The organism is Streptomyces sp. SL06, from assembly GCF_058244745.1.
On record NZ_JBSYOT010000002.1, the window covers coordinates 2741976 to 2767072 of the forward strand.

17 protein-coding genes and 2 pseudogenes are annotated in these 25097 nt (G+C 73.8%); 9 read left to right on the plus strand and 10 right to left on the minus strand.

Features of this window, described 5'->3' with window-relative positions; genetic code table 11:
* Positions 1-112 precede the first annotated feature (112 nt).
* The 4 genes from AC4IHM_RS12360 to AC4IHM_RS12375 form a co-directional block, all read right to left on the minus strand.
* The gene (locus AC4IHM_RS12360) at positions 113-787 is read right to left on the minus strand and encodes a hypothetical protein (protein WP_490867123.1); all 675 of its coding nucleotides are present in this window, start codon (positions 785-787) and stop codon (positions 113-115) included.
* A gap of 831 nt (positions 788-1618) precedes the next feature.
* Positions 1619-2809 (minus strand): VWA domain-containing protein, encoded by a 1191-nt coding sequence (locus AC4IHM_RS12365; protein WP_490867124.1) that lies wholly within the window; start codon positions 2807-2809, stop codon positions 1619-1621.
* Positions 2806-5334: a DUF5682 family protein gene (locus AC4IHM_RS12370; RefSeq protein WP_490867125.1), complete on the minus strand. Its 2529-nt coding sequence runs from the start codon at positions 5332-5334 to the stop codon at positions 2806-2808. The genes AC4IHM_RS12365 and AC4IHM_RS12370 overlap by 4 nt, the downstream gene beginning before the upstream one ends.
* Before the next feature lie 108 nt (positions 5335-5442).
* The gene (locus AC4IHM_RS12375) at positions 5443-6609 is read right to left on the minus strand and encodes an ATP-binding protein (RefSeq protein WP_490867126.1); all 1167 of its coding nucleotides are present in this window, start codon (positions 6607-6609) and stop codon (positions 5443-5445) included.
* A gap of 131 nt (positions 6610-6740) precedes the next feature.
* Between AC4IHM_RS12375 and AC4IHM_RS12380 the strand changes: the two genes are divergently transcribed.
* Entirely contained in the window at positions 6741-8099 is a 1359-nt protein-coding gene (locus AC4IHM_RS12380; RefSeq protein ID WP_490867127.1) for an SWIM zinc finger family protein, read from the plus strand.
* Between the two features lie 202 nt (positions 8100-8301).
* Entirely contained in the window at positions 8302-9924 is a 1623-nt protein-coding gene (locus AC4IHM_RS12385) for a DUF5691 domain-containing protein (RefSeq protein WP_490867128.1), read from the plus strand.
* Positions 9925-10068: 144 nt separating this feature from the next.
* Here the strand turns inward: AC4IHM_RS12385 and icmB are convergent, their stop codons facing one another.
* Complete coding sequence (icmB, locus tag AC4IHM_RS12390; protein WP_490867129.1) at positions 10069-10485, minus strand: coenzyme B12-dependent isobutyryl CoA mutase small subunit; 417 nt, start codon at positions 10483-10485, stop codon at positions 10069-10071.
* A 457-nt stretch (positions 10486-10942) separates the two neighbouring features.
* Between icmB and AC4IHM_RS12395 the strand changes: the two genes are divergently transcribed.
* Together AC4IHM_RS12395 and AC4IHM_RS12400 are read left to right on the plus strand one after the other, a co-directional pair.
* Entirely contained in the window at positions 10943-11863 is a 921-nt protein-coding gene (locus AC4IHM_RS12395) for an esterase/lipase family protein (RefSeq protein ID WP_490867130.1), read from the plus strand.
* 196 nt (positions 11864-12059) lie between these two features.
* Positions 12060-13739, plus strand: coding sequence for a M23 family metallopeptidase (locus AC4IHM_RS12400; RefSeq protein WP_490867131.1), 1680 nt, complete (start codon positions 12060-12062; stop codon positions 13737-13739).
* A 42-nt stretch (positions 13740-13781) separates the two neighbouring features.
* Here AC4IHM_RS12400 and pcrA read toward each other — a convergent pair.
* Positions 13782-16263, minus strand: a pseudogene (gene pcrA / locus AC4IHM_RS12405) (DNA helicase PcrA).
* 457 nt (positions 16264-16720) lie between these two features.
* Here pcrA and AC4IHM_RS12410 point away from each other — a divergent pair.
* Together AC4IHM_RS12410 and AC4IHM_RS12415 are read left to right on the plus strand one after the other, a co-directional pair.
* Positions 16721-17893, plus strand: a complete 1173-nt coding sequence (locus AC4IHM_RS12410) for a C40 family peptidase (protein ID WP_490867132.1) — start codon at positions 16721-16723, stop codon at positions 17891-17893.
* Between the two features lie 27 nt (positions 17894-17920).
* Positions 17921-18934 (plus strand): tellurite resistance/C4-dicarboxylate transporter family protein, encoded by a 1014-nt coding sequence (locus AC4IHM_RS12415; protein WP_490867133.1) that lies wholly within the window; start codon positions 17921-17923, stop codon positions 18932-18934.
* On the opposite strand, the gene AC4IHM_RS12420 is transcribed toward AC4IHM_RS12415, so the two are convergent.
* Positions 18912-19265, minus strand: a complete 354-nt coding sequence (locus AC4IHM_RS12420) for a hypothetical protein (RefSeq protein ID WP_490867134.1) — start codon at positions 19263-19265, stop codon at positions 18912-18914. The genes AC4IHM_RS12415 and AC4IHM_RS12420 overlap by 23 nt on opposite strands.
* A 285-nt stretch (positions 19266-19550) precedes the next feature.
* Between AC4IHM_RS12420 and AC4IHM_RS12425 the strand changes: the two are divergent.
* A pseudogene (locus AC4IHM_RS12425) lies at positions 19551-20604 on the plus strand (C40 family peptidase).
* Positions 20605-20623: 19 nt separating this feature from the next.
* On the opposite strand, the gene AC4IHM_RS12430 reads toward AC4IHM_RS12425, so the two are convergent.
* Positions 20624-21367 (minus strand): LuxR C-terminal-related transcriptional regulator, encoded by a 744-nt coding sequence (locus tag AC4IHM_RS12430; RefSeq protein ID WP_490867135.1) that lies wholly within the window; start codon positions 21365-21367, stop codon positions 20624-20626.
* Positions 21364-22653: a PspC domain-containing protein gene (locus tag AC4IHM_RS12435; RefSeq protein ID WP_490867136.1), complete on the minus strand. Its 1290-nt coding sequence runs from the start codon at positions 22651-22653 to the stop codon at positions 21364-21366. Before AC4IHM_RS12435 ends, AC4IHM_RS12430 begins: the two co-directional genes overlap by 4 nt.
* 240 nt (positions 22654-22893) lie before the next feature.
* Here AC4IHM_RS12435 and AC4IHM_RS12440 point away from each other — a divergent pair, with 240 nt between their 5' ends.
* Together AC4IHM_RS12440 and AC4IHM_RS12445 are read left to right on the plus strand one after the other, a co-directional pair.
* A complete protein-coding gene (locus AC4IHM_RS12440; RefSeq protein ID WP_490867137.1) occupies positions 22894-24300 on the plus strand; it encodes a PspC domain-containing protein in 1407 nt (468 codons plus the stop codon).
* Positions 24301-24320: 20 nt separating this feature from the next.
* Positions 24321-24485: a hypothetical protein gene (locus AC4IHM_RS12445; protein WP_490867138.1), complete on the plus strand. Its 165-nt coding sequence runs from the start codon at positions 24321-24323 to the stop codon at positions 24483-24485.
* Between the two features lie 55 nt (positions 24486-24540).
* On the opposite strand, the gene AC4IHM_RS12450 is transcribed toward AC4IHM_RS12445, so the two are convergent.
* Entirely contained in the window at positions 24541-25071 is a 531-nt protein-coding gene (locus AC4IHM_RS12450; RefSeq protein WP_490867139.1) for a DoxX family membrane protein, read from the minus strand.
* Positions 25072-25097: the final 26 nt, after the last annotated feature.

The window sequence follows — 25097 nt, forward strand, 5'->3', positions numbered from 1 at the left end:
GCGGGTCGTGGGGTGTGCGGACGCACGGGGGTACGGCATACACGGGGGTACGGGCGTACAGAGGTACGGCGAGCCCGAGTCGGCGTCGGTGTCGTCCGCGGGGGGCGCTGCTCTAGGCGGGAGAGACGGGGATGTCCCGGAACCGGTCCCGGGACTCGGCCGCGTCGTCGTGCGACAGGGCGCCGCGCACGAGGCGGAAGGGGATCCGGTGCTGCGGGGCGACCGCGTGTGCGTCCCCCTGGCGCGACGCTCCCTGGTCGGCACCGGACGCGGAGTCCAGCGAACCGTCGGGACCGCCGGTGGGCGCCCGGCGGTTGGGCGCGTGCCCGGCGGGCGCGGGCGGGGGCCGGCGGGTGTCGACGCGCGCGGCGGAGGACACCTGGTCGGCGACGTGCTCCGGTCCGTGCACGGCGGGTGCGGCACCCTCGGCTCCGCCGGAGGCGCGGGGGTTCGCGGCACCGGACGGGCCGGCGGCGTCGGGGGCGGCCGGCGCGGTGGCCGGCGCCGTGGCCGGGGGCGGTCCGGAACTGGGCGCCGGCCCCATCGGCCCCGACAACCCCGGAAGGTCGGCCAGTCCGGTCAGCCCGGCCAGTCCGGTCAGCCCGAACAGCCCGGACGGCCCCGGAAACACCGACAGCGAGGGCAACGCCGGCAGCAGACGGTAGGAGGGGAACGTCGGCAACGCCGTCCGCGCGACCGACCCGAGCCCGCTGGTCACCGCCCCCACCACGTCACCGGCCGACCGCACGACCCGCTCCTCCACGGGCCGGACAACGCTCTCGGCCATGGGACGAAGCACCGGAAGCGGCACGTCGGAACTGCGAACGACCCGCCCTTCCTGGGCAGCCCCGGACTCCCGGGCAGCCCCGGACTCCCGGACAATCCCGGACACCTCGGCGACCCCGAACCCCTGGACGGGGCGAGAGTCTTGGACAGCTGGGAGGTTTGGGGCAGGCCGAGAATCCTGGGCAGGCCGAAGGCTCCGGGCAGGCCGAGAGTCCTGGACAGCCTGGAGGTTCCGGACAGGTCGAGAGTCCTGGACAGCTCGAAGGCTCCGGACAGGCCGGAGGCTCCGGACAGCCCGGAGGTCCCGCGCGAGCCCCGGATCCTGGGCGCCCCTCGGCTCCTGAGCGGCCCGCGACTTCTGGGCGGCACCAAGGCCGTGGGCGGTCCGAGAGCCGTGGGTGGACCCGGAGCCGTGGGCGGTCCGAGAACCCCGCGTAAGGGTCGCGCCCCGTGCTTCCGGCGGGGTCCTCACCGGGATGTCGACGACCCGGCCGGCCCTGCCCTTCGAGGACGGCGCCCCGTCGGCCGCCTGCGCCCGCTCCCCGCAGAGCACCCCGAGCACGAACAACCCGCCCACCAGCAGCGCCACGTACAGCGCACGCCGCCCGGCCGCCGTGCGCGTCACGCGCGGAGCGGCACCGGGCAGGAGCGCTGACCAGATCAAGGGGAGACGATTCCTCCGTGCTGCGGAACAGGCGCGCGTCGAACATCGCATCGATACGCCGCGCGATCCTCGCACGGGAGTGCGCGGGTCACGCAAGCCCGACCTCGCCGACGGACCGTCATATCCCCTTTACCGGCAGGAATCAGGCCGCCCCGGATCGACAAATCGTCACCCGCCGTCCGGTATCGGCAGGGGCCGCCCCTCGATCGCCGCCGCCATCACCTCCGGGAAGAGGTCGGGCGTACAGGCGAAGGCCGGCGCGTCCAACGCGGCCAGCGCCGCCGCGTGCTCCCTGTCGTACGCGGGTGCTCCCTCGTCGGACAGCGCCAGCAGCGTCACGAACCGCACCCCCGCCGCCTGCAACGCCGCCACCCGCTTGAGCATCCCGTCCCGGATGCCGCCCTCGTACAGGTCGCTGATCAGCACGACCACCGTCTCCGTGGGCCGGGTGATCCGCGACTGGCAGTACGCGAGCGCCCGGTTGATGTCCGTGCCGCCACCGAGCTGCGTGCCGAAGAGCACGTCGACCGGATCGTCCAGCCGTTCGGTGAGGTCGACGACCGCCGTGTCGAAGACGACGAGCCGGGTGTCGATCGACCGCATGGACGCCAGCACCGCCCCGAACACCGACGCGTACACGACGGACGCCGCCATCGACCCCGACTGGTCGACGCAGAGGACGACCTCCTTCTTCACGGACCGGGAGGCCCGCCCATGCCCGACGAGGCGTTCGGGCACGACCGTCCGGTACTCGGGCAGGTAGTGCTTGAGGTTGGCCGCGATCGTGCGGTTCCAGTCGATGTCGTGATGGCGTGGCCGGCTGACGCGGGCGCTGCGGTCCAGGGCGCCGGTGAGGGTGGCCCGGGTCCGGGTGGCGAGCCGCTCCTCCAGTTCCTCGACAACCTTGCGCACGACGGTGCGCGCCGTCTCCCTCGTCGTCTCCGGCATCGCCTTGTTGAGGGAGAGCAGGGTGCCGACGAGGTGCACGTCGGCCTCCACGGCCTCAAGCATCTCCGGCTCCAGCAGGAGCGTTGCAAGGCCGAGCCGGTCGATGGCGTCGCGCTGCATGACCCGCACGACGGAGGAGGGGAAGTAGGTCCGGATGTCTCCCAGCCAGCGGGCCACCGCCGGCGCCGAGGCCCCCAGCCCCGCCGAACGGTCCCGTCCCGCCCCGGGTCTGTCCCCCTTGCCGTGGAGCGCGGTGCTCTTGCCGTAGAGCGAGGTGAGCGCCCCGTCCATCGCGGCGTCCTGTCCGCAGAGGGCGTGGCCGGTGCCGTCGGCGGGGTCGCCGCCGAGCACGAGCCGCCACCGCCGCAGCCGTTCCGTCGCCGCGTCGGCGTTCGCCTGTTCGGTCGTCACGCGTCCGCCCCCACGAGGTCGTTGTCGTCGGTACCCGGCCTTCGGATACCCGTCCTTCGGGCACCCGTGCCGGGCCCGTCCGCCGCGGTGCCCGGGTCCGCCGTGTCCGGGCCCAGCAGCAGCCGGACCACCGGCAGCACGGCGTCCGCGCGTTCCGCGTCGAGGCCGGGCGCGAATCCCGGTATGCCGGAACCGGCCACCGCCCCGCTCCCCCGCCCCTGCGATCCGCGCCGGACCAGCTCGCCCAGGCCACGGCGCACCGCGGGCTCGAAGACCGAGAAGGTGCGCCGCAGCAGCGGCAGTACGTCCGTGAACGCCTGCGCCGCCACACCGGTCAGCCAGTCGTCGACCAGTGCGAGCAGCCGCTCGTCGTGCAGGAGGAGCATGCCGCCGCCCGAGCCGCCTCCGACGAAGCCCTCGATCCAGGCCGCGGCGTCCGGCGGCGGTGTCCCTCTGGAGAGCACCAGGCCCATGAGCCGTGCCGCCTCGTCCGGTGCCAGCCTCCCGTCGTCCAGCAGAAGCCGTACCGCGCGCCCCCGGACGGCGCCGGGCACGGTGTCCCGGCCGGAGAGGGTCCGCAGCACCGCCCGCCAGCGGGACCGCAGGTCGCCGTGGCCCGGCGCGGGGGCGTCGCCGAGCAGGGCCACGGCCGCGTGCACGGCGTCCACGTGCCGGCGCATCTCCTCGGCCGCGTCGGCGTCCAGCGCGGCGCAGGCCGGGGGCAGGCCGACGAAGACGCGTTCGGCGAGAGAGGCGGCGACCTCGGTCAGCGCGCCGGTGTCGGTGCCGCGCACGTCGCCGTAGCGCAGCGAGCGGACCAGGGCGGGCAGGGCCTGTGCCAGGTGGCCCACGTCCGTGTCGAGCGCCGCGCGGTCGGCGAGTGTCCGCATCACCGGGGCGAGCGCGTCCGGCAGTTCGGCCGACAGGCAGCGTTCGACGAGCGCGGTGACCTCGGCGAGGCCCTGCGCGGTGCCGGCGTCCGCCTCCGCCTTGGCGGTCGCTGCGGTGAGCACGGTCGTGCCCCACACCCCGGCCTCGGCGACCCGCACCGACAGCTCCGGCTCCCAGCGCAGCCGCCACGTCTCCCGGAACGTGCCCGTGCTCCCCCGCGAGGCGGCCGGCTCGCCCCAGCCGATGCCGAGCAGCCGCAGCCGGTGCAGCAGCCGGCTGCGCCCCGCGTCGGTCTCCTCGCGCAGGTCGAGTTCCAGCTCCCGCTCCTGTGCCTGCGGCTTGAGCCGCAGCTTCCGCCGGGTCCGGTCCAGGTCCCGCTGCAACGGCACCGCGGGCGCCCCCGCGGGGACCTCCCCCAGCGCGTCCCCCACCACCAGCCGGTCGTGGACCAGCGCCAGCGGGACGTCCGAGCCCTCGCACATCACCGCCCGCACCGCGTCCGTCGTCTCGCTCAGTCCGGGCAACGGGCGCCCCCGCATCACCGCGAGGCTCTCCGCCAGCCGGACCGCCTCGATCACGTGCGCCGAGGAGACGATCCGGTCCTCCTCCCGCAGCAGCCCGGCCACCTTGGTCAGCCACCGCTCGACGGGCCGGTCCGGCGAGTCGAACAGGTGCCCGTACCAGCCGGGCGACTCGATGCCCGCCCCGTATCCACCGGCCCTGGACAGCCTGCGGTGGGTCCAGGGCACCCAGGTCATGTCCACCTTGGTCCTGGGCAGCCCCTTCAGCAACGCCCGGTCGGCGGCCACGGTGACCTTGCGCCGCAGCGCGGGCACGTGCCACGCCCCGCACACCACGGCGACCCCCTGCGCGAACTCCCGCCGTGCCGCCCGCACCTGGAGCCGCATGTACGCCTCCCGCACGAGGTCCCGGTCGGCTCCGCCCTCCTTCTCGTTCTCCCGCAGCGCCGCCATGGCCTCCTCCAGCGCGGTGAACGGAGCGATCGCGTCCCCGGTGCCCGCACCCCGGTGCTCGACCACGTCCTCCCACCAGCGCTCGGGGTCGTCGTGCCCGGCGGCCCCGGCGAGCGCGGCGAGCGGATCGGCCCGGATGCCGGGGACATCGGCAGCGGGCCCGTCCCCGTCCGCGCCGGCCCGCTCCCCCGGATCCGGGGCGGGCTCCCCCTGCCCCGGCCCCGGCTCCTCCCCCGCCTCCGTCCCGGTGCCCTGCGTCGCCCGCCACGCCAGTGTGTGCGTGGCGGGGAGGTCGATGAAGCGGGCCGGGACCCCGTGTCGCAGGGCCCAGCGGAGGGCCACCCACTCCGGGGAGAAGCCGGCCAGCGGCCAGAAGGCCGAGCGGCCGGGCTCGTCCACCGCGTGGGCGAGGAGCGCGACCGGAGGCCGCATGTCCTCGTCGGCGGCCGACGGGATCAGGGCGTCGGCCTCGGGCGGCCCCTCGATCAGCACGACCCCCGGCCGGGCCGCGTCCAGCGCCGCCCGCACGGCCCGAGCCGAGCCCGGCCCGTGGTGGCGCACCCCCAGCAGCAGCGGTCCGCCACCGGTGCCGCGGCCACCCCCCGTCCCGCCGCCCGGCCGGCGGGACGCCCCGCTTCCGGCCTCGTCAACGCCCGTCACACCGTCCCCCTCCGCCCACGGGACCGGGTCGGGTCCCCGTCGTCCCCCGCCTGGCGACCACCGGTGCGCCCACCCCGCGTCGCGCCCGCGGCCCCGTCCGCATGCCGTTCACACGGTCACCTCCCGGCAGGCCCGGTAGAAGTCCTTCCAGCCGTCGCGCTCGCGGACGACCGTCTCCAGGTACTCCTGCCACACGACTCGGTCGGCCGCCTGATCGCGGACGACGGCGGCGAGTACGCCCGCGGCGATGTCGCCGGGCCGCAGCACTCCGTCGCCGAAGTGGGCGGCCAGTGCGAGGCCGCCCGTGACGACGGAGATGGCCTCGGCCGTCGACAGCGTGCCGCTGGGCGACTTCACCTTGGTGCGCCCGTCGCCCGTCAGCCCGTCGCGCAGCTCGCGGAAGACGGTGACGACACGGCGGATCTCGTCGATGCCCTCGGGTGCCTTCGGCAGGTCCAGGGAGCGGCCGATCTGGTCGACGCGGCGCGTGACGATCTCCACCTCGGCCTCGGCGCTCTCCGGCAGCGGCAGCACCACGGTGTTGAAGCGGCGGCGCAGAGCGCTGGAGAGGTCGTTGATCCCGCGGTCCCGGTCGTTGGCGGTGGCGATCAGATTGAAGCCGCGGACCGCCTGCACCTCCTGGCCCAGCTCCGGTATCGGCAGGGTCTTCTCCGACAGGATGGTGATGAGGGTGTCCTGCACGTCGGCCGGGATGCGGGTCAGCTCCTCCACCCGGACGGTCATGCCCTCCGCCATGGCCCGCATGACCGGACTCGGCACGAGGGCCTCGCGACCGGGGCCGTGGGCGAGGAGCCGCGCGTAGTTCCAGCCGTAGCGGATCGCCTCCTCCGGAGTACCGGCCGTGCCCTGCACCAGCAGCGTCGAGTCACCGCTCACGGCGGCGGCGAGGTGCTCGGACACCCAGGTCTTCGCGGTGCCTGGCACGCCGAGCAGGAGCAGGGCGCGGTCGGTGGCGAGCGTGGTGACGGCGACCTCGACGAGGCGGCGCGGGCCCACGTACTTCGGGGTGATCAGCGTGCCGTCGGGCAGGGTGCCGCCGAGCAGGTAGGTGGCGACGGCCCACGGCGACAGCTTCCAGCGGGCCGGGCGCACGCGGTCGTCCTGTGCGGCCAGCGCGGCCAGTTCGGCCGCGAAGGCGTTCTCGGCGTGGGGCCGCAATGCCTCCGGCGGCGGCACCGGCCCGGTCCCGGCGGGATCGGTGGGCGTCGGTTCCACAGAGGTCGGTTCTGAGGTCGGTTCCACGGACACAGGCATGGCTGATTCCCCCTCCAGCTCGGCCGGTTCGATCTGCCCTCCACGGTGCACCACACCACTGACAATCGCTCTGACCTGCAAGAATGCGCTCGCCCGGCCCATTGTCAGTGGGGGGATCTACCTTCGATGGCATGACTCAGCAGGGGGTGCGCAGGACCGCGGACCAGGTGCTGGCACTGGCGCCTGACGCCGCGTCACGCCGGGCGGCCGGCCGGCTCGGTACGGCCGGGCCGTGGTCCGAGGTGGGGAGTTCCGACGAGGGGCTGGTGTGGGGGCTGTGCAAGGGCAGCGGCAGCGAGCCGTATCGGACGGTCGTCGATGTCGGGGACGTGTCCGGGCCCGCGTACCAGTGCGGTTGCCCGAGCCTCAAGTTCCCGTGCAAGCACGCGCTGGGGCTGTTGCTGCTCTGGGCGGACGGAGACGGCGCGGTGCCGGGGGCGGCGGCGCCGGACTGGGTGGAGCGGTGGGCCGCACGGCGGCGCGGGCGGCGTGCGGAGGAGGGGAGGACGCCCGGACCGTCCGGTTCCGCGGCCGGGCCCGGTGATCCGGAGGCGGCGCGGCGCCGGGCGCAGCGGCGGGCCGGGCGGATCACCGCGGGGGCGACGGAGCTGGAGCGGCGGCTGACGGATCTGCTGCGCGGCGGTCTGGCCGGCGCCGAACAGGCGGGATACGGGGTGTGGGAGGAGACGGCGGCCCGCATGGTCGACGCCCAGGCGCCGGGGCTGGCCTCGCGTGTGCGGGAGCTGGGGGCCATACCGTCGTCGGGTCCCGGCTGGCCGGTCCGGCTGCTGGAGGAGTGCGCCCTTCTCCATCTGCTCGACCGGGGCTGGCTGCGCCGCGGGCGGCTGCCGGACCCGCTGGCGGCGACGGTCCGGACCCGCGTCGGCCTGCCGGCGTCCGCGGACGGCCCGCCGGTGCGGGACCACTGGCTGGTCCTCGCCCAGTACGACACGGCGGACGCGCGGCTGACGACCCGTCGCGTCTGGCTGTACGGCGTGCGGACCGACCGCGCGGCGCTGCTCCTCTCCTACGGCGCCGCGGGCCGGGCCCCTGAGCCGGCGCCGCCGGTGGGGCTGGCCCTGGACGCGGAGGTGTCGGCGTATCCGGGCGCCGGTTGGCAGCGGGCCGCCCTGGGGCGGCGGTTCGCCCCGCCCGCGCCCACGGAGATACGCCCGAGGGGGGTGACGACGTCCCGGGCGGCGGCACGTTACGGCGATGCCCTCGGCGACGACCCGTGGCTGGAGTCGGTGCCGGTGACCCTGGAGCGGGTCGTCCCGGTACCGGACGGCGCCTCCTGGCAGTTGGCGGACGCCGACGGGGACACGGCGCTGCCGATCGCCCCGGCGGCCGGGAACCACCCGGGCCTGTGGCGCCTGGTCGCCCTGTCGGGCGGCGCGCCCGTCAGGGTCTTCGGCGAGTGCGGCCACCGGGGCTTCACCCCGCTGACGGCCTGGCCGGCCGGACCGGGCCCGGCGGTGCCACTGTGCTGACCCGCTCCCCGCACACCACGGACCGACGCCGAGGAGAACCGGAGGAGACACGGGGACCGGACCCGGAGGGAACCGGAGACACCCGGCGGAAACGGAAGTCCCCGCACGGGCCGCCATGCCCGGACGGACCGCAAGGACCGGACGGACCAGGCGGACCGCAAGGGCCGCAAGAGAACGCGCGACAGAAGCGGAGAGGAGCCCCATGACCAAGACACCCGTTCCCACGGACGCGCCCGTGTCGGGCGTCTGGGAGGAACTCGTCACCTCGGCGCTGCTCGGCACGGACCGGCGTACTCCCCCGGGATGCGAGCCCGGCGCGGGCGCACCCGCGGCGCTGCTGGACGCGGCGGCCGCGGAGACCGTGCGCCGTCGTGCCGGACTGCGCCCGGACCGCGCGGCCCGCCGCCCGGACCCGGCCCCCGAGGACCCGCGACCGCCGCTGCCGGCCGCCGCCGCCCGCCGGCTCACCCTGCTGCTCGCCGACCGCCCCGGCACGGCGGGCGGCGGCCGCAGAGGCGGTGCGCCCGACCTGACGGAGCTGCTGCCCCAGTGGCTGGCGACGGCGAACGCCCGCGGTTTCGCGGCCCCGCCCGAGGCGCTTCCGGCGCTGCTCGACGCGGCACGGGGGCGTACGGACCTGCGTCCGGCGGCGCTGACGTTCGCCGGGCCCCGCGCCCTGTGGCTGGCCCGGCTGAACCCGGACTGGCGGTTCGCCCTGCGTGCGGCACCGGGCGGAGGGACCCCGCAGCCCGGCCCGGAGGCCACCGAGCGGGTGCACCGGCTCTGGGACGAGGGCCTGTTCGCCGAGCGGGTCGCCCTGCTGGGGTCCCTGCGCGCCCGCGACCCCGCCGGCGCCCGCGAGTTGCTGGCCTCGACCTGGGCGACGGAACGCGCCGAGGACCGGCTGATGTTCCTCGACTCGCTGCGGACGGGCCTCGATCGGGCGGACGAGCCGTTCCTCGAAGAGGCGCTGACCGACCGCAGCCGCAATGTACGGGCGACGGCGGCGGAGCTGCTGGCGGCCCTGCCGGACTCGGCGCTGGCCGCGCGGATGGCGGCACGGGCCGTGACCTGCGTGTCCCTCGACCGCGCCGTGGAGCCGCCGGCGATCACGGTCGAGGCGCCCCACGAGTGCGACGCGGGCATGGAGCGCGACGGCGTCGTGGCCCAGCCGCCCGCCGGGCGGGGGGAACGGTCGTGGTGGTTCGGCCAGTTGGTGGAGGCCGCCCCGCTCGGGACCTGGCCGGCCCGGCTCGGGGGCCGTACCCCCGAGGAGATCGTCGCGCTGCCGGTGTCGGACGACTGGCGGGGCGAGCTGCACGCGGCCTGGTGCCGCGCGGCGGTACGGCAGCGCGACGGCGCGTGGGCGAGGGCGCTGCTGGGAGCGCCCACGGCTCCCGAGGCCGGCGGGCCGGGCGCGGTGTCCCTGGCCGAGCGCGCCAGACTGCTCGGCACGCTGGGCACCGGTGAACGGGCCGGATGGGTGGCCGGGTTCATCGCGACGCACGGTCTGTCCGAGGCGTTCCAACTGCTCGGCATGTGCGGGGTGCCGTGGGCCCCGCCGCTCGGTCGGGCGGTGGTCGACGCGCTCAACATCGCCCGGGACGCCGGGAGCTATCCGTGGAGCTTCAGCGGCGTCATGGGCCTGGCCGAGCGCTGCCTCGACCCGGCGGAGGCGGGCCGCCTCGACGCTCTGCTGGCGATACCGGACGAGCCGGAGGACGCGTCGCCGGGGGCCGGTGGGTACTGGGCGGAGGCGTTCCAGCGGCTCGTCACGACACTGCGGCTGCGCGCGGCGATGGCCGAGGAACTGGGGGTGGGATAGGGGCGCGCGGAGGTGAGGCCGGGGGTGGATCGTGCGCCCGGCGCCCGCAGGCTGCCGTCCGCGCGACTGCCCGGTCACCGCCGGTGCCGTCGGGCGGTGCGCGTACGGCCCGCGCCGGGCGGCCCCCGCCGGGCGGCGCGGGTGCTACGCCCCGGCCGGCTCCCGCACGTTCGTCCGGACCCAGTTCACGATCGACGTCGTGGTCGCGCCGGGTGTGAAGATCTCCGCGACGCCCTTCTCCTTGAGCGGGGCGATGTCCGCCTCGGGGATGATCCCGCCGCCGAAGACGAGGATGTCCGCCGCGTCCCGCTCGCGGAGCAGCTCGATCACGGCGGTGAAGAGCGTGTTGTGCGCGCCGGAGAGGATGGACAGCCCGATCGCGTCGGCGTCCTCCTGGATCGCGGTGTCCACGATCTGCTCGGGTGTCTGGTGGAGGCCGGTGTAGATGACCTCCATACCGGCGTCGCGCAGGGCCCGCGCGATCACCTTGGCGCCGCGATCGTGGCCGTCGAGCCCCGGTTTGGCCACCACCACGCGGATCGGACCGGCTGTCACACCCATCACTGCCTCCATGAAGCGACTACATCCATCCGTACCGACAAGTACCGCACACTTCACCGACGCCGTACACAGGAGCACGACGCCCGTGAGCCGCACATCGCGCACGAGTGCGCACAGTGCGCACTCGCGGCCCGGACGCCCGCACCACGGCGTCCGGGGAAGTGAACGAACGTTATCGCCAGCATCCCGCAACCGGCAGTTTCGTGGTGGATACAGAGGGGGAAATCACACGTGGGACATATTCGCCGCGCACCACTCCACGGCGCGGTGGCAGCACGCGCACGGAGAGCCGCAGCGAGGGCAGAGCAGGAGAGCAACAGCCGGGCTCCGACCCGGCAGGCCCGACACACCCCCACACGGTTGAACCTCGCGAACATCGCCAGTCACTGGTGTCACGGCACTCCCCGAGGGCACACGGAGACAGAGCCGTCCCCGCGTGCCGACAGGAGGTCGGCCCATGAAGGTCACCACGGCAGCACTGCCCCTTCTCCCGCTCTGTCAGCGCCTCCTTCCGGGTCTGCCCGGGATCCCCGGACTGTCGGAGCTGGCGGGCATCCCGGGCCGGCTGACCGGGCTCTCCGTGAACCTCCTGAAGGCCAGCGCCCTGGAGGCCGCGATCCTCGCGGGGCATCTCCTCCTCTACCCCTCGGGGATCATCCAGGAGCGCCGCCCCGCCTCCGGGCTCCCGGCGGGGCGTTCCCGGGACCCGCACCCCTCCCCGCCCCGGCTCCCGGTGCCCGGCAGCCCCCCGGTCGTCCTCATGCACGGCTTCATCGACAATCGCTCGGTCTTCCTGTTCCTGCGCCGCAGCCTGGCCCAGCACGGCAGGCACCAGATCGAGTCGCTGAACTACTCCCCCCTGACCTGCGACATCCGCACCGCGGCCGAGTTGTTCGGCCGGCACGTGGAGGAGATCTGCGAGCGGACGGGCAGTGAGCGGGTCGATGTCGTCGGACACAGCCTCGGCGGGCTGATCGCGCGCTACTACGTGCAGCGCCTGGGCGGCGACCTGCGCGTACGGACCCTCGTGACGCTCGGCACGCCGCACGCCGGCACCCGGGTGATCCCGCTGGCGAACGCGCACCCGATCGTGCGCCAGATGCGCCCCGGCTCGGCGGTGCTGGAGGAGCTGACCCGCCCCGCGCCCGGCTGCCGCACGCAGTTCGTGAGCTTCTGGAGCGACCTGGACCGCGTGATGGACCCGCTGGAGACGGCCTGTCTCGACCACCCCGACCTGACCGTGCAGAACGTGCGGGTGAGCGGGGTCGGCCACCTGGCGCTGCCCGTGCACCCGGCGGTGGCCACCGGGATCCGGCAGGCACTCGACGCATTCGAGGCGGAAGCCGACGAAAGCACCGGCGGTCTGAACATCGCCTGAGCCCGGCACCACCCGTTCGGCGTCGAACTAATTTCGAACACAAAGCCAAACCATCGCCCGCCGTCCCCCAAAACACGGCCGATTGCCCGTTTCCTTCGCACGTGAAACCTGGCGAAGATTGTCGTGCCCGTATACCGCCGGGTACAGTCGCCGCACTGCTCTGGCAGCCCCTGTTGTCGAGGCGAAAGAGAAGTTGGTGAACGACCGTCACCCGTCGGGGACCATGACCTCCCCGGCCCCGGCTTCCGCCGCCGCTCCGGCGCAGTACGCGTCGTACGGCACGGGGGAGCCCCAGTACGGCGATCTCACCACGTACGGCGGCTACGACACCACCGGTTTCCCCACCGGCGCCACCGTCACGTCGACCTTCGACGCGGACCCCCTCTTCGGCAGCCTGCCGGGCCAGGACACCGGCACCTACGCGGCCACGGGCACCTACGACGCCGGCCAGTGGTCCACCGGCGGGCAGCCACCGAACCACGACCCGTACGCGGCCCAGCACCTCGCCGCCCACGACACCCCCGCCCACGACACCGGCGCCTACGGCGCGACGACGTGGGCGGCCGGTTATCAGCAGCCCGCCGCCGCGGCGGCGCAGGCCGCGTGCGCCGAGGCCACCGGGCAGTGGGAGGGCGGCGCCTGGGCCGCGCCGGACCAGTCGGGCGAGGCGGCCGACGGGACCCAGCAGTGGGACTGGGGCACCCAGACCTTCGAGACGGGCACCTTCACGACCGGCGCCTTCGCCACGGGCACCCTGCCCGCGGACGCCTTCGAGACCGGCCCCTTCGAGACCGGCCCCCTCGACACGCACGCGCCCGACCCGCACGCCTTCGCGACGAACACCTTCACGACCGGCACGTTCACCCCCGGCTCGTTCGACAACGGCACCGTCGACACCGGCGCCTACGACGCCACGCAGTGGAATCCGGACGGCACCGCACCGGACACGGCGGAGAGCCCCGTACCGGACGCCGCCCCGGACACCCCGCAGGCCGCCGAAGACGCCGCCCCCCGCGACGACGAGCCGGCCGCCACGGGCGAACTGCCCACCGTGGCCGCCCTCCTGGACGACCAGGAGGAGACCGCGTCGGCAGTCCGGCCGCCGGCCGCCCGCACCGCACCCCGCTCCCGCCGCCGCCAGCCCGCCAAGCGCTCCGCGCTGCTGACCATCGCCGTACCGTCGGCCTGCGTGATGAGCGTCGCGGGCATCGCCGCCGCCTCCGTCGGCGGCCTGACCGGCGACGACGGCGGGGAGACCAGGGCGTCCGCGGCGGAGCCGGGCGACGGCGAACCCACACCGGTGACACCGTCCACCGCCAACAACAAGCTGGACACCCAGCTCACGAGCCTGGCCGCCGGAGCCGACGACTTCGCCGACCGGGCCAGCCGCACGCAGGAGCGCATCGACCTCAAGGCCGAACAGATCGCCGAGAAGAAGCGGGCGGCGGAGGAGGCGGCCCGCAAGGAGCGGCTGCGCCCCAAGTTCGCGCTCCCCGTCGCACAGCACGGCCTGAGCGCGTACTTCGGCCAGGCGGGCGTCAACTGGATGTCCGTGCACACCGGCATCGACTTCCCCGTGTCGTACGGGACATCGGTGATGGCCGCGACCGACGGCACGGTCCGTACGCAGTACAACAGCGCCTACGGGAACATGGCGATCGTGACCGCGATGGACGGCACGGAGACGTGGTACTGCCACCTCTCCAGCTACCAGGTCGCCTCCGGTACGACGGTGAAGGCCGGCGACGCGATCGCGTTCTCCGGCAACTCGGGCAACTCCACCGGCCCGCACCTGCACTTCGAGGTGCGGCCCGCGGGCGGCTCGGCGATCGACCCGCTCTCGTGGCTGCGCAGCCACGGCATCAACCCGTCCTGACGCCCGACCGCCTCACGGACGGGCCCGTCCGCGACGCCCCGCTCAGAGCTTCTCGACCGGCGCGTACCGCAGCAGCAGCCGCTTCGGCTTGGTGTCCCCGAAGTCGATCGTCGCCTCGGCGTTCGACCCCGTGCCCTTGACCGCGACCACCGTCCCGAGGCCGAACTGGTCGTGCGTGACACGGTCCCCGACCGCCAGCGAGACCGCCGGCTGCTCGGCCGACCGGCGCGTGGCGAAACCGGACGCGCCCGACGCCGACGAGCGGGACCGGGACGACGACAGCGAGGCCGCCACCCCCGAGACCGGCGCGGAGGAGGCGGGTCCGTTCGCCCCGGTCCGCTTCCACTCCAGGTGGAGGGCCGGGATCTCCTCCAGGAAACGCGAGGGCGGGTTGTACGAGGGCTGTCCCCAGGCGCTGCGCAGCGTGGAGCGGGTCAGATACAGCCGCTCGCGGGCGCGCGTGATGCCGACGTACGCCAGGCGCCGCTCCTCCTCCAGTTCCTTGGCCTGGCCGAGGGCGCGCATGTGCGGGAAGACGCCGTCCTCCATGCCGGTGAGGAAGACGACCGGGAACTCCAGGCCCTTGGCGGTGTGCAGGGTCATGAGGGTGACGACGCCGTCGCCGTCCTCCTCGTCGGGGATCTGGTCGGAGTCCGCGACGAGCGCGACCTTCTCCAGGAAGTCGGCCAGCGTCCCGCCCTCCTCGCTCTCGGCCTGCTCCTGCTCGAACTCCAGGGCGACGGCCGCGAGTTCCTGGAGGTTCTCGATGCGGGTCTCGTCCTGCGGGTCGGTGGAGGACTGCAACTCGGCGAGGTAGCCGGTGCGTTCGAGGATCGCCTCCAGCACGGTCGCCGGTCCGGCGCCGGACTCGACGACCGTCCGCAGGTCCTCCATGAGTGTGTTGAACCGCTTGACGGCGTTCGCCGAGCGCGCGGCCATGCCGTAGGCCTCGTCGACGCGCTTGAGCGCCTGCGGGAAGCTGATCTTCTCGCGCTGGGCGAGGGCGTCGACCATCGCCTCGGCGCGGTCGCCGATGCCCCGCTTGGGGACGTTGAGGATGCGGCGCAGCGGCACCGAGTCCTCGGGGTTGGCCAGCACCCGCAGGTAGGCCAGGAACGTCCCGGACCTCCTTGCGCTCGTAGAAGCGGACGCCGCCGACGACCTTGTAGGGCAGGCCGGTGCGGATGAAGACCTCTTCGAAGACACGGGACTGGGCGTTGGTGCGGTAGAAGACGGCGACGTCGCCGGCCTTGGCCTCGCCCGCGTCCGTGAGGCGGTCTATCTCGTCGGCGACGAACTGGGCCTCGTCGTGCTCGGTGTCGGCGACGTACCCGGTGATCTGGGAGCCGGCGCCCTGGTTGGTCCACAGGTTCTTGGGGCGGCGGGACTCATTGCGCTCGATGACCGCGTTGGCGGCGCTGAGGATCGTCTGGGTGGAGCGGTAGTTCTGCTCCAGCAGGATCGTCGTCGCGTCCGGGTAATCCTCCTCGAACTGGAGGATGTTGCGGATGGTGGCGCCGCGGAAGGCGTAGATCGACTGGTCGGCGTCGCCCACCACGCACAGCTCGGCGGGCGGCACCTCGGCCTCGGGCGGCACCTCGACGGGGTGCTCGGAGCTGCCGACCAGCTCACGCACGAGGGCGTACTGGGCGTGGTTGGTGTCCTGGTACTCGTCGACCATGACGTGCCGGAAGCGGCGGCGGTAGTGCTCGGCGACGTCCGGGAAGGCGCGGAGCAGATTGACCGTCGTCATGATCAGGTCGTCGAAGTCGAGGGCGTTGGCCTCGCGCAGCCGCGACTGGTACAGGGCGTAGGCCTGGGCGAGGGTCTTCTCGAAGCCGTCGCTCGCCTGGGCGGCGAAGTCCTCCTCGTCGATCAGCTCGTTCTTCAGGTTGCTGATCTTGGCGCTGAAGGACTTGGGCGGGAAGCGCTTGGGGTCCAGGTCCAGGTCGCGGCAGACGAGCGCCATCAGACGCTTGGAGTCGGCGGCGTCGTAGATCGAGAACGACGAGGTGAAGCCGAGCCGCTTCGACTCGCGGCGCAGGATGCGCACGCAGGCGCTGTGGAAGGTCATCACCCACATCGCGCCCGCGCGCGGGCCGACGAGCTGCTCGACGCGCTCCTTCATCTCGCCCGCGGCCTTGTTGGTGAAGGTGATCGCGAGGATCTGGCCCGGGTGCACATGCCGCTCGGCCAGCAGGTAGGCGATGCGGTGGGTGAGTACCCGGGTCTTGCCTGAGCCGGCGCCGGCCACGATGAGCAGCGGGGAGCCGGAGTGGACCACGGCGGCGCGCTGGTTGTCGTTCAGCCCGTCCAGGAGTGCGGCGGCGTCCAGCACGGGGCGCGGGGCGCCGTCGCGGTAGTGGGCGTCCCGCTCCGGCGGCGCGTCGAACTTCCCGCCGAACAGATCGTGCGGCACCGGCTCCGGTGCGTGCTCGTCCTCGGGCGGCGGCGGGGGTTCCTCCTCGTGACCACGGGGGGTCTGGAGGCTCGCCAGGAAGTTGTCGTCAAAGAGGCTGCTCATCGCTCTCCGAGTCTAGGGTGCCCCACCGACAACCGGCCGCCACCCCGGGAAATGAGCGGTCGCCCGGCCGCTGCCACACCCCGCGACCGGCGAGAACACGAAGAGTGACCGACACATGCCCGCATTCGGAAGGTCACGAAAATGTATCGGGCATATCACCCACCAACCTTCACAGCGACCACACGAGTTGGCTACGGTGCGAGCAGGCCGCACGACCCCCACCGGCGAACCCCGCCGGGCCGCGCGGCCTCCGCCGAGTCCGGCGTGCCCAGCGCACGCGGAGCCGGGGACCCAACCGAGACCTTGGGGTGAATCGGCAGGACCGCCCTCGACGAGGGGGTCCGCCGTAGGGCAAACCTTCCGAACCACCGCCCGAACCCTCCCCCGGAGCCTGAACGGCCCGGGGGCACCCCCACCGCTAACCCGGTAGGCGGAGCATTGGAAGGAGTCGCCTCCCTTGGCGTCGCACCGCAAGTCGCGTCCCACCGACGCGCGCGTCGCAGGCATACGGACCCCCGCCCTCGCCACGGCGGCCCTCACCTCCGTGGCCCTGCTGTCCCAGACGGCCAACGCCGCGCCGTCGGACGACGACAGGCCGAGCCTCGAAGAGGTGGAGCAGAAGGTCGACGACCTGTACCGCCAGGCGGGGTCGGCGACCGAGAAGTACAACGCGGCCAAGGAGAAGACCTCCAAGCAGCGCAAGCGGGTCGACACCCTCCTCGACGACGTCGCCAAGCGCACCCAGAAGCTCAACGACGCACGCGACGAGCTGGGCTCCTTCGCCTCCGCCCAGTACCGCACGGGGGCCGCGGTCCCGGAGACCGCCTCCCTCCTGCTCGCGGACTCGCCGCAGGACTACTTCGACCAGAACCACCTGATGGACCGGCTCACCGACCGTCAGAAGGGCGCGGTCGACGACTACGTCACGCAGCAGTCCGAGACGATGGCGAAGCGCCAGGAGGCCACCGAGAGCCTCGAGACGCTCACCGACTCGCAGAACGACCTGAAGACGGCCAAGAAGACCGTTCAGAAGAAGCTCGCCACCGCGCGCGAGCTGCTGTCGAGGCTGACCGCCGAGGAGAAGGCCAGGCTCGCGGCGATCGAGAAGAAGAAGCAGGAGGAGGCCGCCCGCAAGGCCGCGGAGCTGGCGAAGCAGCAGGCCGAGGAGCGCCTGCGGCAGGAGAGCATCACCGCCCCGGGTTCCTCCGGCCCCGCGCAGTCCTCCGGCGGTACCGCTTCGCCGGTGCCCGCCGCGCCGGACACCTCGTCCGGTGCCAAGGCCGCGAAGGCGCTCGCCTTCGCCCGTGCCCAGATCGGCAAGCCGTACGTCTGGGGCGCCACGGGCCCCGGCTCCTACGACTGCTCGGGCCTCACCCAGGCCGCCTGGAAGGCCGCGGGGGTGACGCTGCCGCGCACCACCTACGATCAGGTCGACGCCGGCACGACCGTCCCGCTCTCCCAGGCCCAACCCGGTGACCTGGTCTTCTTCTACGGCGACCTCAGCCACGTCGGCCTGTACATCGGCAACGGCATGATGATCCACGCCCCGAAGCCGGGCGCGTACGTCCGCGAGGAGTCGATCTACTACGACGGCGAGTCGTCGATCCACAGCGTGGTGCGCCCGGCCTGAGCCACGAGGCTCTCTAGCATCGGGCGCATGTCATCGGGCACCTCTCCCCACCCCCTGCGCGCCTGGTGGGCGCGGCGTACGCCGGCGGACGGGGCCGCGGTGATGGCGACCGGCATCCTGTCGGTCGCCCTGCACACGGCGGGCCACGAGGTCCTGTCCCGGATCGCCCTGGTCCTGACCGCCGCCGCGTGGCTGGCGCTGGCGGCGAGCTTCGTCCGTCCGCTGCCGGCCGGGCGCGCGCGGTGGCTGACGCGGGCGGGGACGCCGGGCGCGCTCACCGCCGTCGCCGCGACGGCCGTGCTCGGCACCCGTGTCGCGCTGCTCGACCGGTCGACCGCGGCGACGGCCCTGCTGGCGCTCGCGGCGCTGCTGTGGCCGGCGCTGCTGGTCCCGGTCGTACGGCGCTGGGGGCGCAGGATGCCCGGGGCGGTGTTCCTGGGCTGTGTGGCCACGCAGGGGCTCGCCGTGCTCGGCGCCACGCTGGCCGCGGCGACCTCGACGGCCTGGCTCGCGCACGCGGCCCTGGTGCCGTTCTGGCTGGGGATCGTGCTCTACCTGATCGCGTTGTTCCGCTTCGATCTGCGGCAGGTGGCCCGGGGCGCCGGCGACCACTGGGTGGCGGGTGGCGCGCTCGCCGTCTCGGCCCTGGCCGGCGCCAAGCTGCTCGCGGCGGCCGGGACCGGCATGTACCTGTGGAACGCCGACGACCACGCCGTCCTGCACGACATGACCGTCTTCCTGCTCGCCCTCGGCCTCGCCTGGTACGCGGTCCTCCTCGCCGCCGAGATCGTCTGGCCCCGGCTCCGCTACGACGTACGCCGCTGGTCGACCGTCTTCCCGCTCGGCATGACGGCCGCGGCAACGCTGTCCGTCGCCGCCGCCGTCGACGCCCCGTGGCTGGACGTGCCCGGCCGGGTGCTGCTGTGGATCGCGGTGGCCGGGTGGTCGGCGGTCGCCGCGGGGGCGGTCCTGCGGGCGCGGGCCGGGCTGCGGTCGGCGGCGGCGGACGCGGGGGGTCTCAGGTCCACAGCACCGCGATGAAGATGTTCACCACGGTCAGCAGGCCGACCAGCCCGAACAGCGGCTTGTCCACCTTCTCGTCGTCGCGCTTCACGTAGACCAGGCCGAGGATCACGATCAGGACGGCGAGCTTCACGCCGATCTTGACGTTGTCGACGGAGTAGTCCTGGGCCTGGTTGAGGCCGACCAGGACGGCTCCGGTGACCAGCATCGTCAGCGCGCCGTGCAGCATGGCGGGGGTGAACCGGGCCGCGCCCCGGCCCATCGCCTTCATCTGGGTCAGGAAGCCGCCGAGGAGCGCGGCGATGCCGATGATGTGCAGACCGACGAAGAGGCGGATGAGTACGTCCATGAGGCCGGAGCCTAATGAGCGGCCGGCCGCGCCCCGACACCGGGCAGCCCCGGCGTCCCATAACAGCTCACGCCCCCCACCCGCCTCCCGGTCCGGCATATCGATCATCACCCTGCGTGAAGACGACGGCCGCCATGCGGACGCGCGGTCGCATACGGTCGCCGTCCGATCCGGTATCGCCACTTCCGCGCATCCCGTCACCGAAGCGTTATCGCCACGCCTAGCGTCCTCACGCAGACAGCCGGAGTCCCGGAGTCGAGTCGTACGGAAGGACGTGGATCGCAGGTGGGAACGCACCGCAGGCCGCGACAGCGCGCGACGGGTGTCGGAAGGGCCCGTACGGCGGCCACGCTCACCCTCGCGGGCGCGGCGACCGCGACGGGTCTGGGCGGGACCGGACACGCCGATCCGCAGCCGACGGCGGCGCAGGTCAGGGCCAAGGTGGACAAGCTCTACCAGGAGGCGGAGGTCGCCACCGAGAAGTACAACGGCGCGAAGGAGAGGGCGGACGCCGCCGAACGGCGCCTGGAGAGGCTGCGGGACGAGGCGGCCCGCAAGGAGGACCGGCTGAACTCGGCGCGAGAGGCCCTGGGTTCGGTCGCGGCGGCGCAGTACCGCGGCGGCGGCCTCGACCCGGCCGTGCAGCTCGCGCTCTCCTCCGACCCCGACCGGTATCTCGACGGCGCCGCGTTCATCGAGCGGGCGGGCAGCCGGCAGAGCGCCGCCGTGGGCCGGGTGCGCAAGGAGCTGCGGGACGTTCGAGCAGTTGCGCGGCGCCGCCCGCGTCGAGGTGACCTCGCTGAAGTCGCGCCGGGCCGAACTGAAACGCCACCGCGAGACCGTCACCGGCAAGCTGGACACGGCCCGCCGCCTGCTGTCCCGGCTGAGCGCCGAGGAACGCGCCGACGTGGGCCACGGCACGGGCGAACGCGCCTCCCGCTCGGCGGCGGGCCCCCGCGACGCCCTGCCCGCCACCGCCCAGGCCCCCGACTCCCGCGCCGCGGCGGCCGTCGCCTACGCCCACCAGAAGCTCGGCAGCCCCTATGTCTGGGGCGCGACCGGCCCGAACGCCTTCGACTGCTCGGGCCTGATCCAGGCCGCCTACCGCGCGGCCGGCGTCTCCCTGCCCCGCACGACCTACGCCCAGATCGACGCGGGCCGCCGCGTCTCACGGTCCGAACTGCGCCCCGGGGACCTGGTGTTCTTCTACTCGGGCATCAGCCACGTCGGCATCTACATCGGCAAGGGACGGATGATCCACGCCCCGAACCCGTCGGCGCCGGTCCGGGTGGCCCCCGTCGACGAGATGCCGTTCGCGGGGGCGACGCGGGTGGTGTGAGGCACCCGCGCGCTGCCGGTCACACCAGCCGCCGTGCCGTGGCCCACCGCGTCAGTTCGTGGCGGTTGGACAGCTGGAGCTTGCGGAGCACCGCCGAGACGTGGGACTCGACCGTCTTCACCGAGATGTACAGCTGCTTGGCGATCTCCTTGTACGCGTAGCCCCGGGCGATCAGGCGCAGTACCTCGCGCTCGCGCTGGGTGAGGCGGTCGAGGTCCTCGTCGACCGGCGGGGCGTCGGTGGAGGCGAAGGCGTCCAGGACGAAGCCGGCCAGGCGGGGGGAGAAGACGGCGTCGCCCTCCTGGACGCGGAAGACGGAGTCGACCAGGTCGGTGCCGGTGATGGTCTTGGTCACATAGCCCCGGGCGCCGCCGCGGATCACGCCGATCACGTCCTCCGCCGCGTCCGAGACGGACAGGGCGAGGAAGCGGACGGGCCGCTCGGTGTCGCTCATCATGGGGGCGCAGCGGCGCAGTACTTCGACGCCGCCACCGCCCGGGAGGTGCACGTCGAGCAGCACCACCTCGGGGCGGGTCGCGGTGATGACCGTGACGGCCTGGTCAACGTCGGCGGCCTCGCCGACGACCTCGACCCCGGTCTGCGCGGTCTGGCCGATCTCGGCCTGGACACCGGTGCGGAACATGCGGTGGTCGTCGACGAGCACCACGCGCACGTGCCGCTCCCCCGCGCCGCCGGCCGCCGGCCGCGCGGACTCGGCCGGCTCGCCCGCTCCCGTGGTGTTCGTCTCGGTGGGCTCGCTCATGACGTCTTCTCCGCCCTCTCCATTTCCAGCTCGACCTCCGTGCCGCCGTCCGGCACCGCGCGCAGCCGCGCCGTGCCGCCGTGGCGCTCCATGCGGCCGATGATCGATTCTCTGACGCCCATGCGGTCGGCGGGTATCGAGTCGAGGTCGAAGCCGGGGCCGCGGTCCCGGACGGACACGAAGACCGTCCTGCCCTCGACTTCGGCGTAGACCTGTACGGCGCCGCCCTCGCCACCGTACTTGGCCGCGTTCACCATCGCCTCGCGTCCGGCCTGCATCTGTGCGCCGATTCTCTCGTCGAGCGGGCAGTCGCCGACGACCACGACCTCGATGGGGACGCCGTGCTTGTCCTCGACCTCCGCGGCATTGCGCTTCACGGCCTCGGCGAGGGTGGTGGGCTCGTCGTCCTCGTCCTTTCCGTTGCCCTCCGGCTTGTAGAGCCAGGAACGCAGGTCGCGCTCCTGGGCGCGGGCCAGGCGGCGCACCTCGCCCGCGTTCTCCGCGTTGCGCTGGATCAGGGTCAGGGTGTGCAGCACCGAGTCGTGGACGTGGGCGGCGACCTCGGCGCGTTCCTGCGCGCGGATGCGCATCAGCCGTTCCTCGGAGAGGTCCTGCGTCATGCGCACCAGATAGGGGCCGGCGAGGAGTGTGATGCCGACGAGGACGGCGAGTGCCGCCTGGAGGACGGAGCCGAGGTGGGCGGCGGAGCCCTGGAGGACGAAGATGCCGGTGACCCCGGCCGTCACCAGCAGGACACCGGCCACCGAGCGCAGCAGGGTGACGGTGCGCCGGTGACGTCCCACCTCGGCCCAGCGGGCCCGGCGCGCGTTGTCCGCCTGGCGCCAGACGAGGGCGACGCCGGCGCCGACGAGGACGGTCGGCCAGAGGTAGGCCTTGGCGCCGCCGAGGTCGACGTTGCCCACGAAGACCAGGGCCACGACGACCATGAGGAGCAGGGCGACCAGCTGGCCCTTGTCCGGCTTGCGGGCGACGAGTCTACGGCGGCCGTCGGGCGAGGTCTCGGCGGTGACGAGGGGCGGCGGCTTCTGGGCGTCGACGCCGCCCACGCCCAGCGGTACGAAGAACCAGAAGGCCGCGTACAGCAGCGCGCCCAGGCCGTCGGCCATGAACAGGCCGACGAACGCGAACCGCACCCAGATGACGGGCAGCCCGAGGTGCCCGGCGAGCCCCCGCGCCACCCCGCCGAGCCAGCGTCCGTCGCTGCTGCGGTAGAGCTTGCGCGGCGGCCGCGGTTCGGCGAGTGGGGCGGCTGCGGCTTCCGGCATGACACCGATGGTCACACGATCGCGGGATCCGGGACATCAGGGTCGGTCCCGGAGACTCCCCTGATCCCCGGGAGGGGCCCCGGCCTGATCCCCGGGCACCCCCGGGCACCCCCGGGCACCCCCGGTCCCCGGGCCGGGGAGCCTCGAACGCTTCCCGGGCTTCGAGTCAGGGCCGATATCAGGGTCCGACCAGGGTCGAACCGGCTGCCGTCGCGGCGCCGCGCCCGTCACCATGGACTCATGACAGATCACGAGCACGCCGCGACGGGTCCGGGACCCGGCTCCGGCCCGCGCCCTCCCGGGGGCGCCGGGCCGCGGGATGTGGCGGATGCCGCTGGTGACGCGGGTGCCGCCGACGGGTCCGAGGTCCCCGGGCCGCCGCACATGTTCCGGCGCGACCGCGGGCACCGGACGCTCGCCGGGGTGTGCGCGGGGCTCGGGCGGCAGTGCGACATGGACCCGGTGATCTTCCGGATCACGCTCGCGGTGCTCTCCGCGACGGGCGGCATCGGCCTGATCTTCTACGGCTTCGCCTGGCTCTTCGTCCCCTACGACGACGAGGAGGAGAACGAGGTGCGCAAGCTGCTGACCGGCCGGGTCGACGGCCAGGCGCTGGCGGCCGTGCTCTTCGCCCTGGTCGGCTGCGGGGTCTTCCTGACCATGCTGAACAACGGCGGGGTGCTGACCTTCGCCGTCGTCCTCTCCCTGCTCCTCGCGGGCGCCGGGTACTGGTCCCGGCGGCGCATGACCCCCGCCCCCGATCCGCTGGCCGCGCAGGCCGCCGCGGACGCCCCGCCGGAGGCCCAGGCGCCCCCGATCATGTTCACCTGGCCCTCGTGGTGGCGCGACCCCATAGTCAAGGACGGCACCCATGACGGCGGCACGGGGTATCTGTGGGGCCCGCCGGACTCCGACGACCGTGACATCTCGGCGGCCGTCAACATCGGCCGCGGGGTGCGCAGCCGCGGCCCCGTCCCCCCGGACGACCGCCGCTCCCAGCCCACGCGGGAGCGCGGGCCGCGCGGCATCGGCGGCTGGGTGTTCCTCGCCGCCCTGCTCGCCGGCTTCCTCGGCACCCGGCTGACCTGGGACGACCATCCGCTGGGCACCAGTCTGCAGGCCGGTCTCGCGTGCTCGCTCGCCGTCTTCGGCCTCGGCATCGCGGTGAGCGCCTTCCTGGGGCGCACGGGAGCCGGTTCGATCTTCCTGGCGATCGTGACGGCGGGCCTGCTGGCCGGGGCGTCCGTCGTCCCGGCGGACGTCGGCACCGAATGGAACAAGACCACCTGGAAGCCCGCCGCGGTGACCGACGTACGCGAGCAGTACCACCTCGGGGCGGGCAGCGGCACCCTCGACCTGTCCGGGCTCGACCTGGCGGAGGGGCAGACGGTGACCACCCGGGCCGACGTGGGCATGGGCCGAATACGCGTCGTGGTACCGAGGGACGCGACCGTGCGGCTGAAGGTCGAGGTGGGCGTGGGCGACATCCGGCTGCCCGGCGACAACAAGAAGGACGTGGACGTGGCGCCGGGCAAGCACGAGGAGATCACCCTGCCCCCCACCGTGGACGACAAGGACGGCGGCACGCTCGACCTCGACCTCCAGGTGGGCGTCGGGCAGGTGGAGGTGACCCGTGCTGCGTCATAGGTTCCAGCCCGGACGTTCTGGTGGCCGGTGTCTTCCTCGTCCTGGCAGGCGTCGTCTGCGCCGGTGACGCGGGCGGCCTCTGGGTCACCCCGTGGTTCGTGGTGATCCCGATCGTCCTGGGCGGGCTCTGCCTCGCGGGAGCGGTCGGATTGCTGGCCCGGACCGTGAACCGGCGCCGCGGGTAGCTTCGCGCGGCGGCCGGACGGGGGCCACGGGCGCACCTCCGGCCGACGGCAGGGCCTACCGGTATCCGCCGCCCGACCGCTGCCGGCGCCGGGAGCGCAGGGCGGCGTCCAGTGACAGCAACGGGGCGCCCGCGAGGACGAGGGGGAGCCAGGCCATGAGGTAGGGGAGGTCGTTGCCGTAGTAGTAGGGGTCGGAGGCCCAGCTGACGGTCAGCCACAGGCTGAGCGAGATCAGCGCGCCGCCGAGCGCCGCCAGGCGGGTGAGCAGTCCGAGGAGGGTGCCGATGCCGACGGCGAGTTCCCCGAGGGCGATCGCGTAGCCGAAGCCGGGCGGGTTCTTCAGGGCCAGGTCGACCAGGGCCGGAATGGCCGAGGAGTCGCGGACGGTACGCATCATGTCGCCGACGGAACCGGAGCCCGCGTCCTTCATGAAGGCGCTGTCGGTGAGTTTGTCCAGGCCCGCGTAGATGAAGGTGACGCCCAGAAAGACGCGCAGGGGCAGGAGGGCGTACCGGGCGGCGCTGTCCCGCCGGCCCCCGCCGCCCTCGTGCGATGTGTACGCGTCCGTCCGCATACCGTGAGCCATGACCGCCAGCCGCCTCTCGCCGCGCA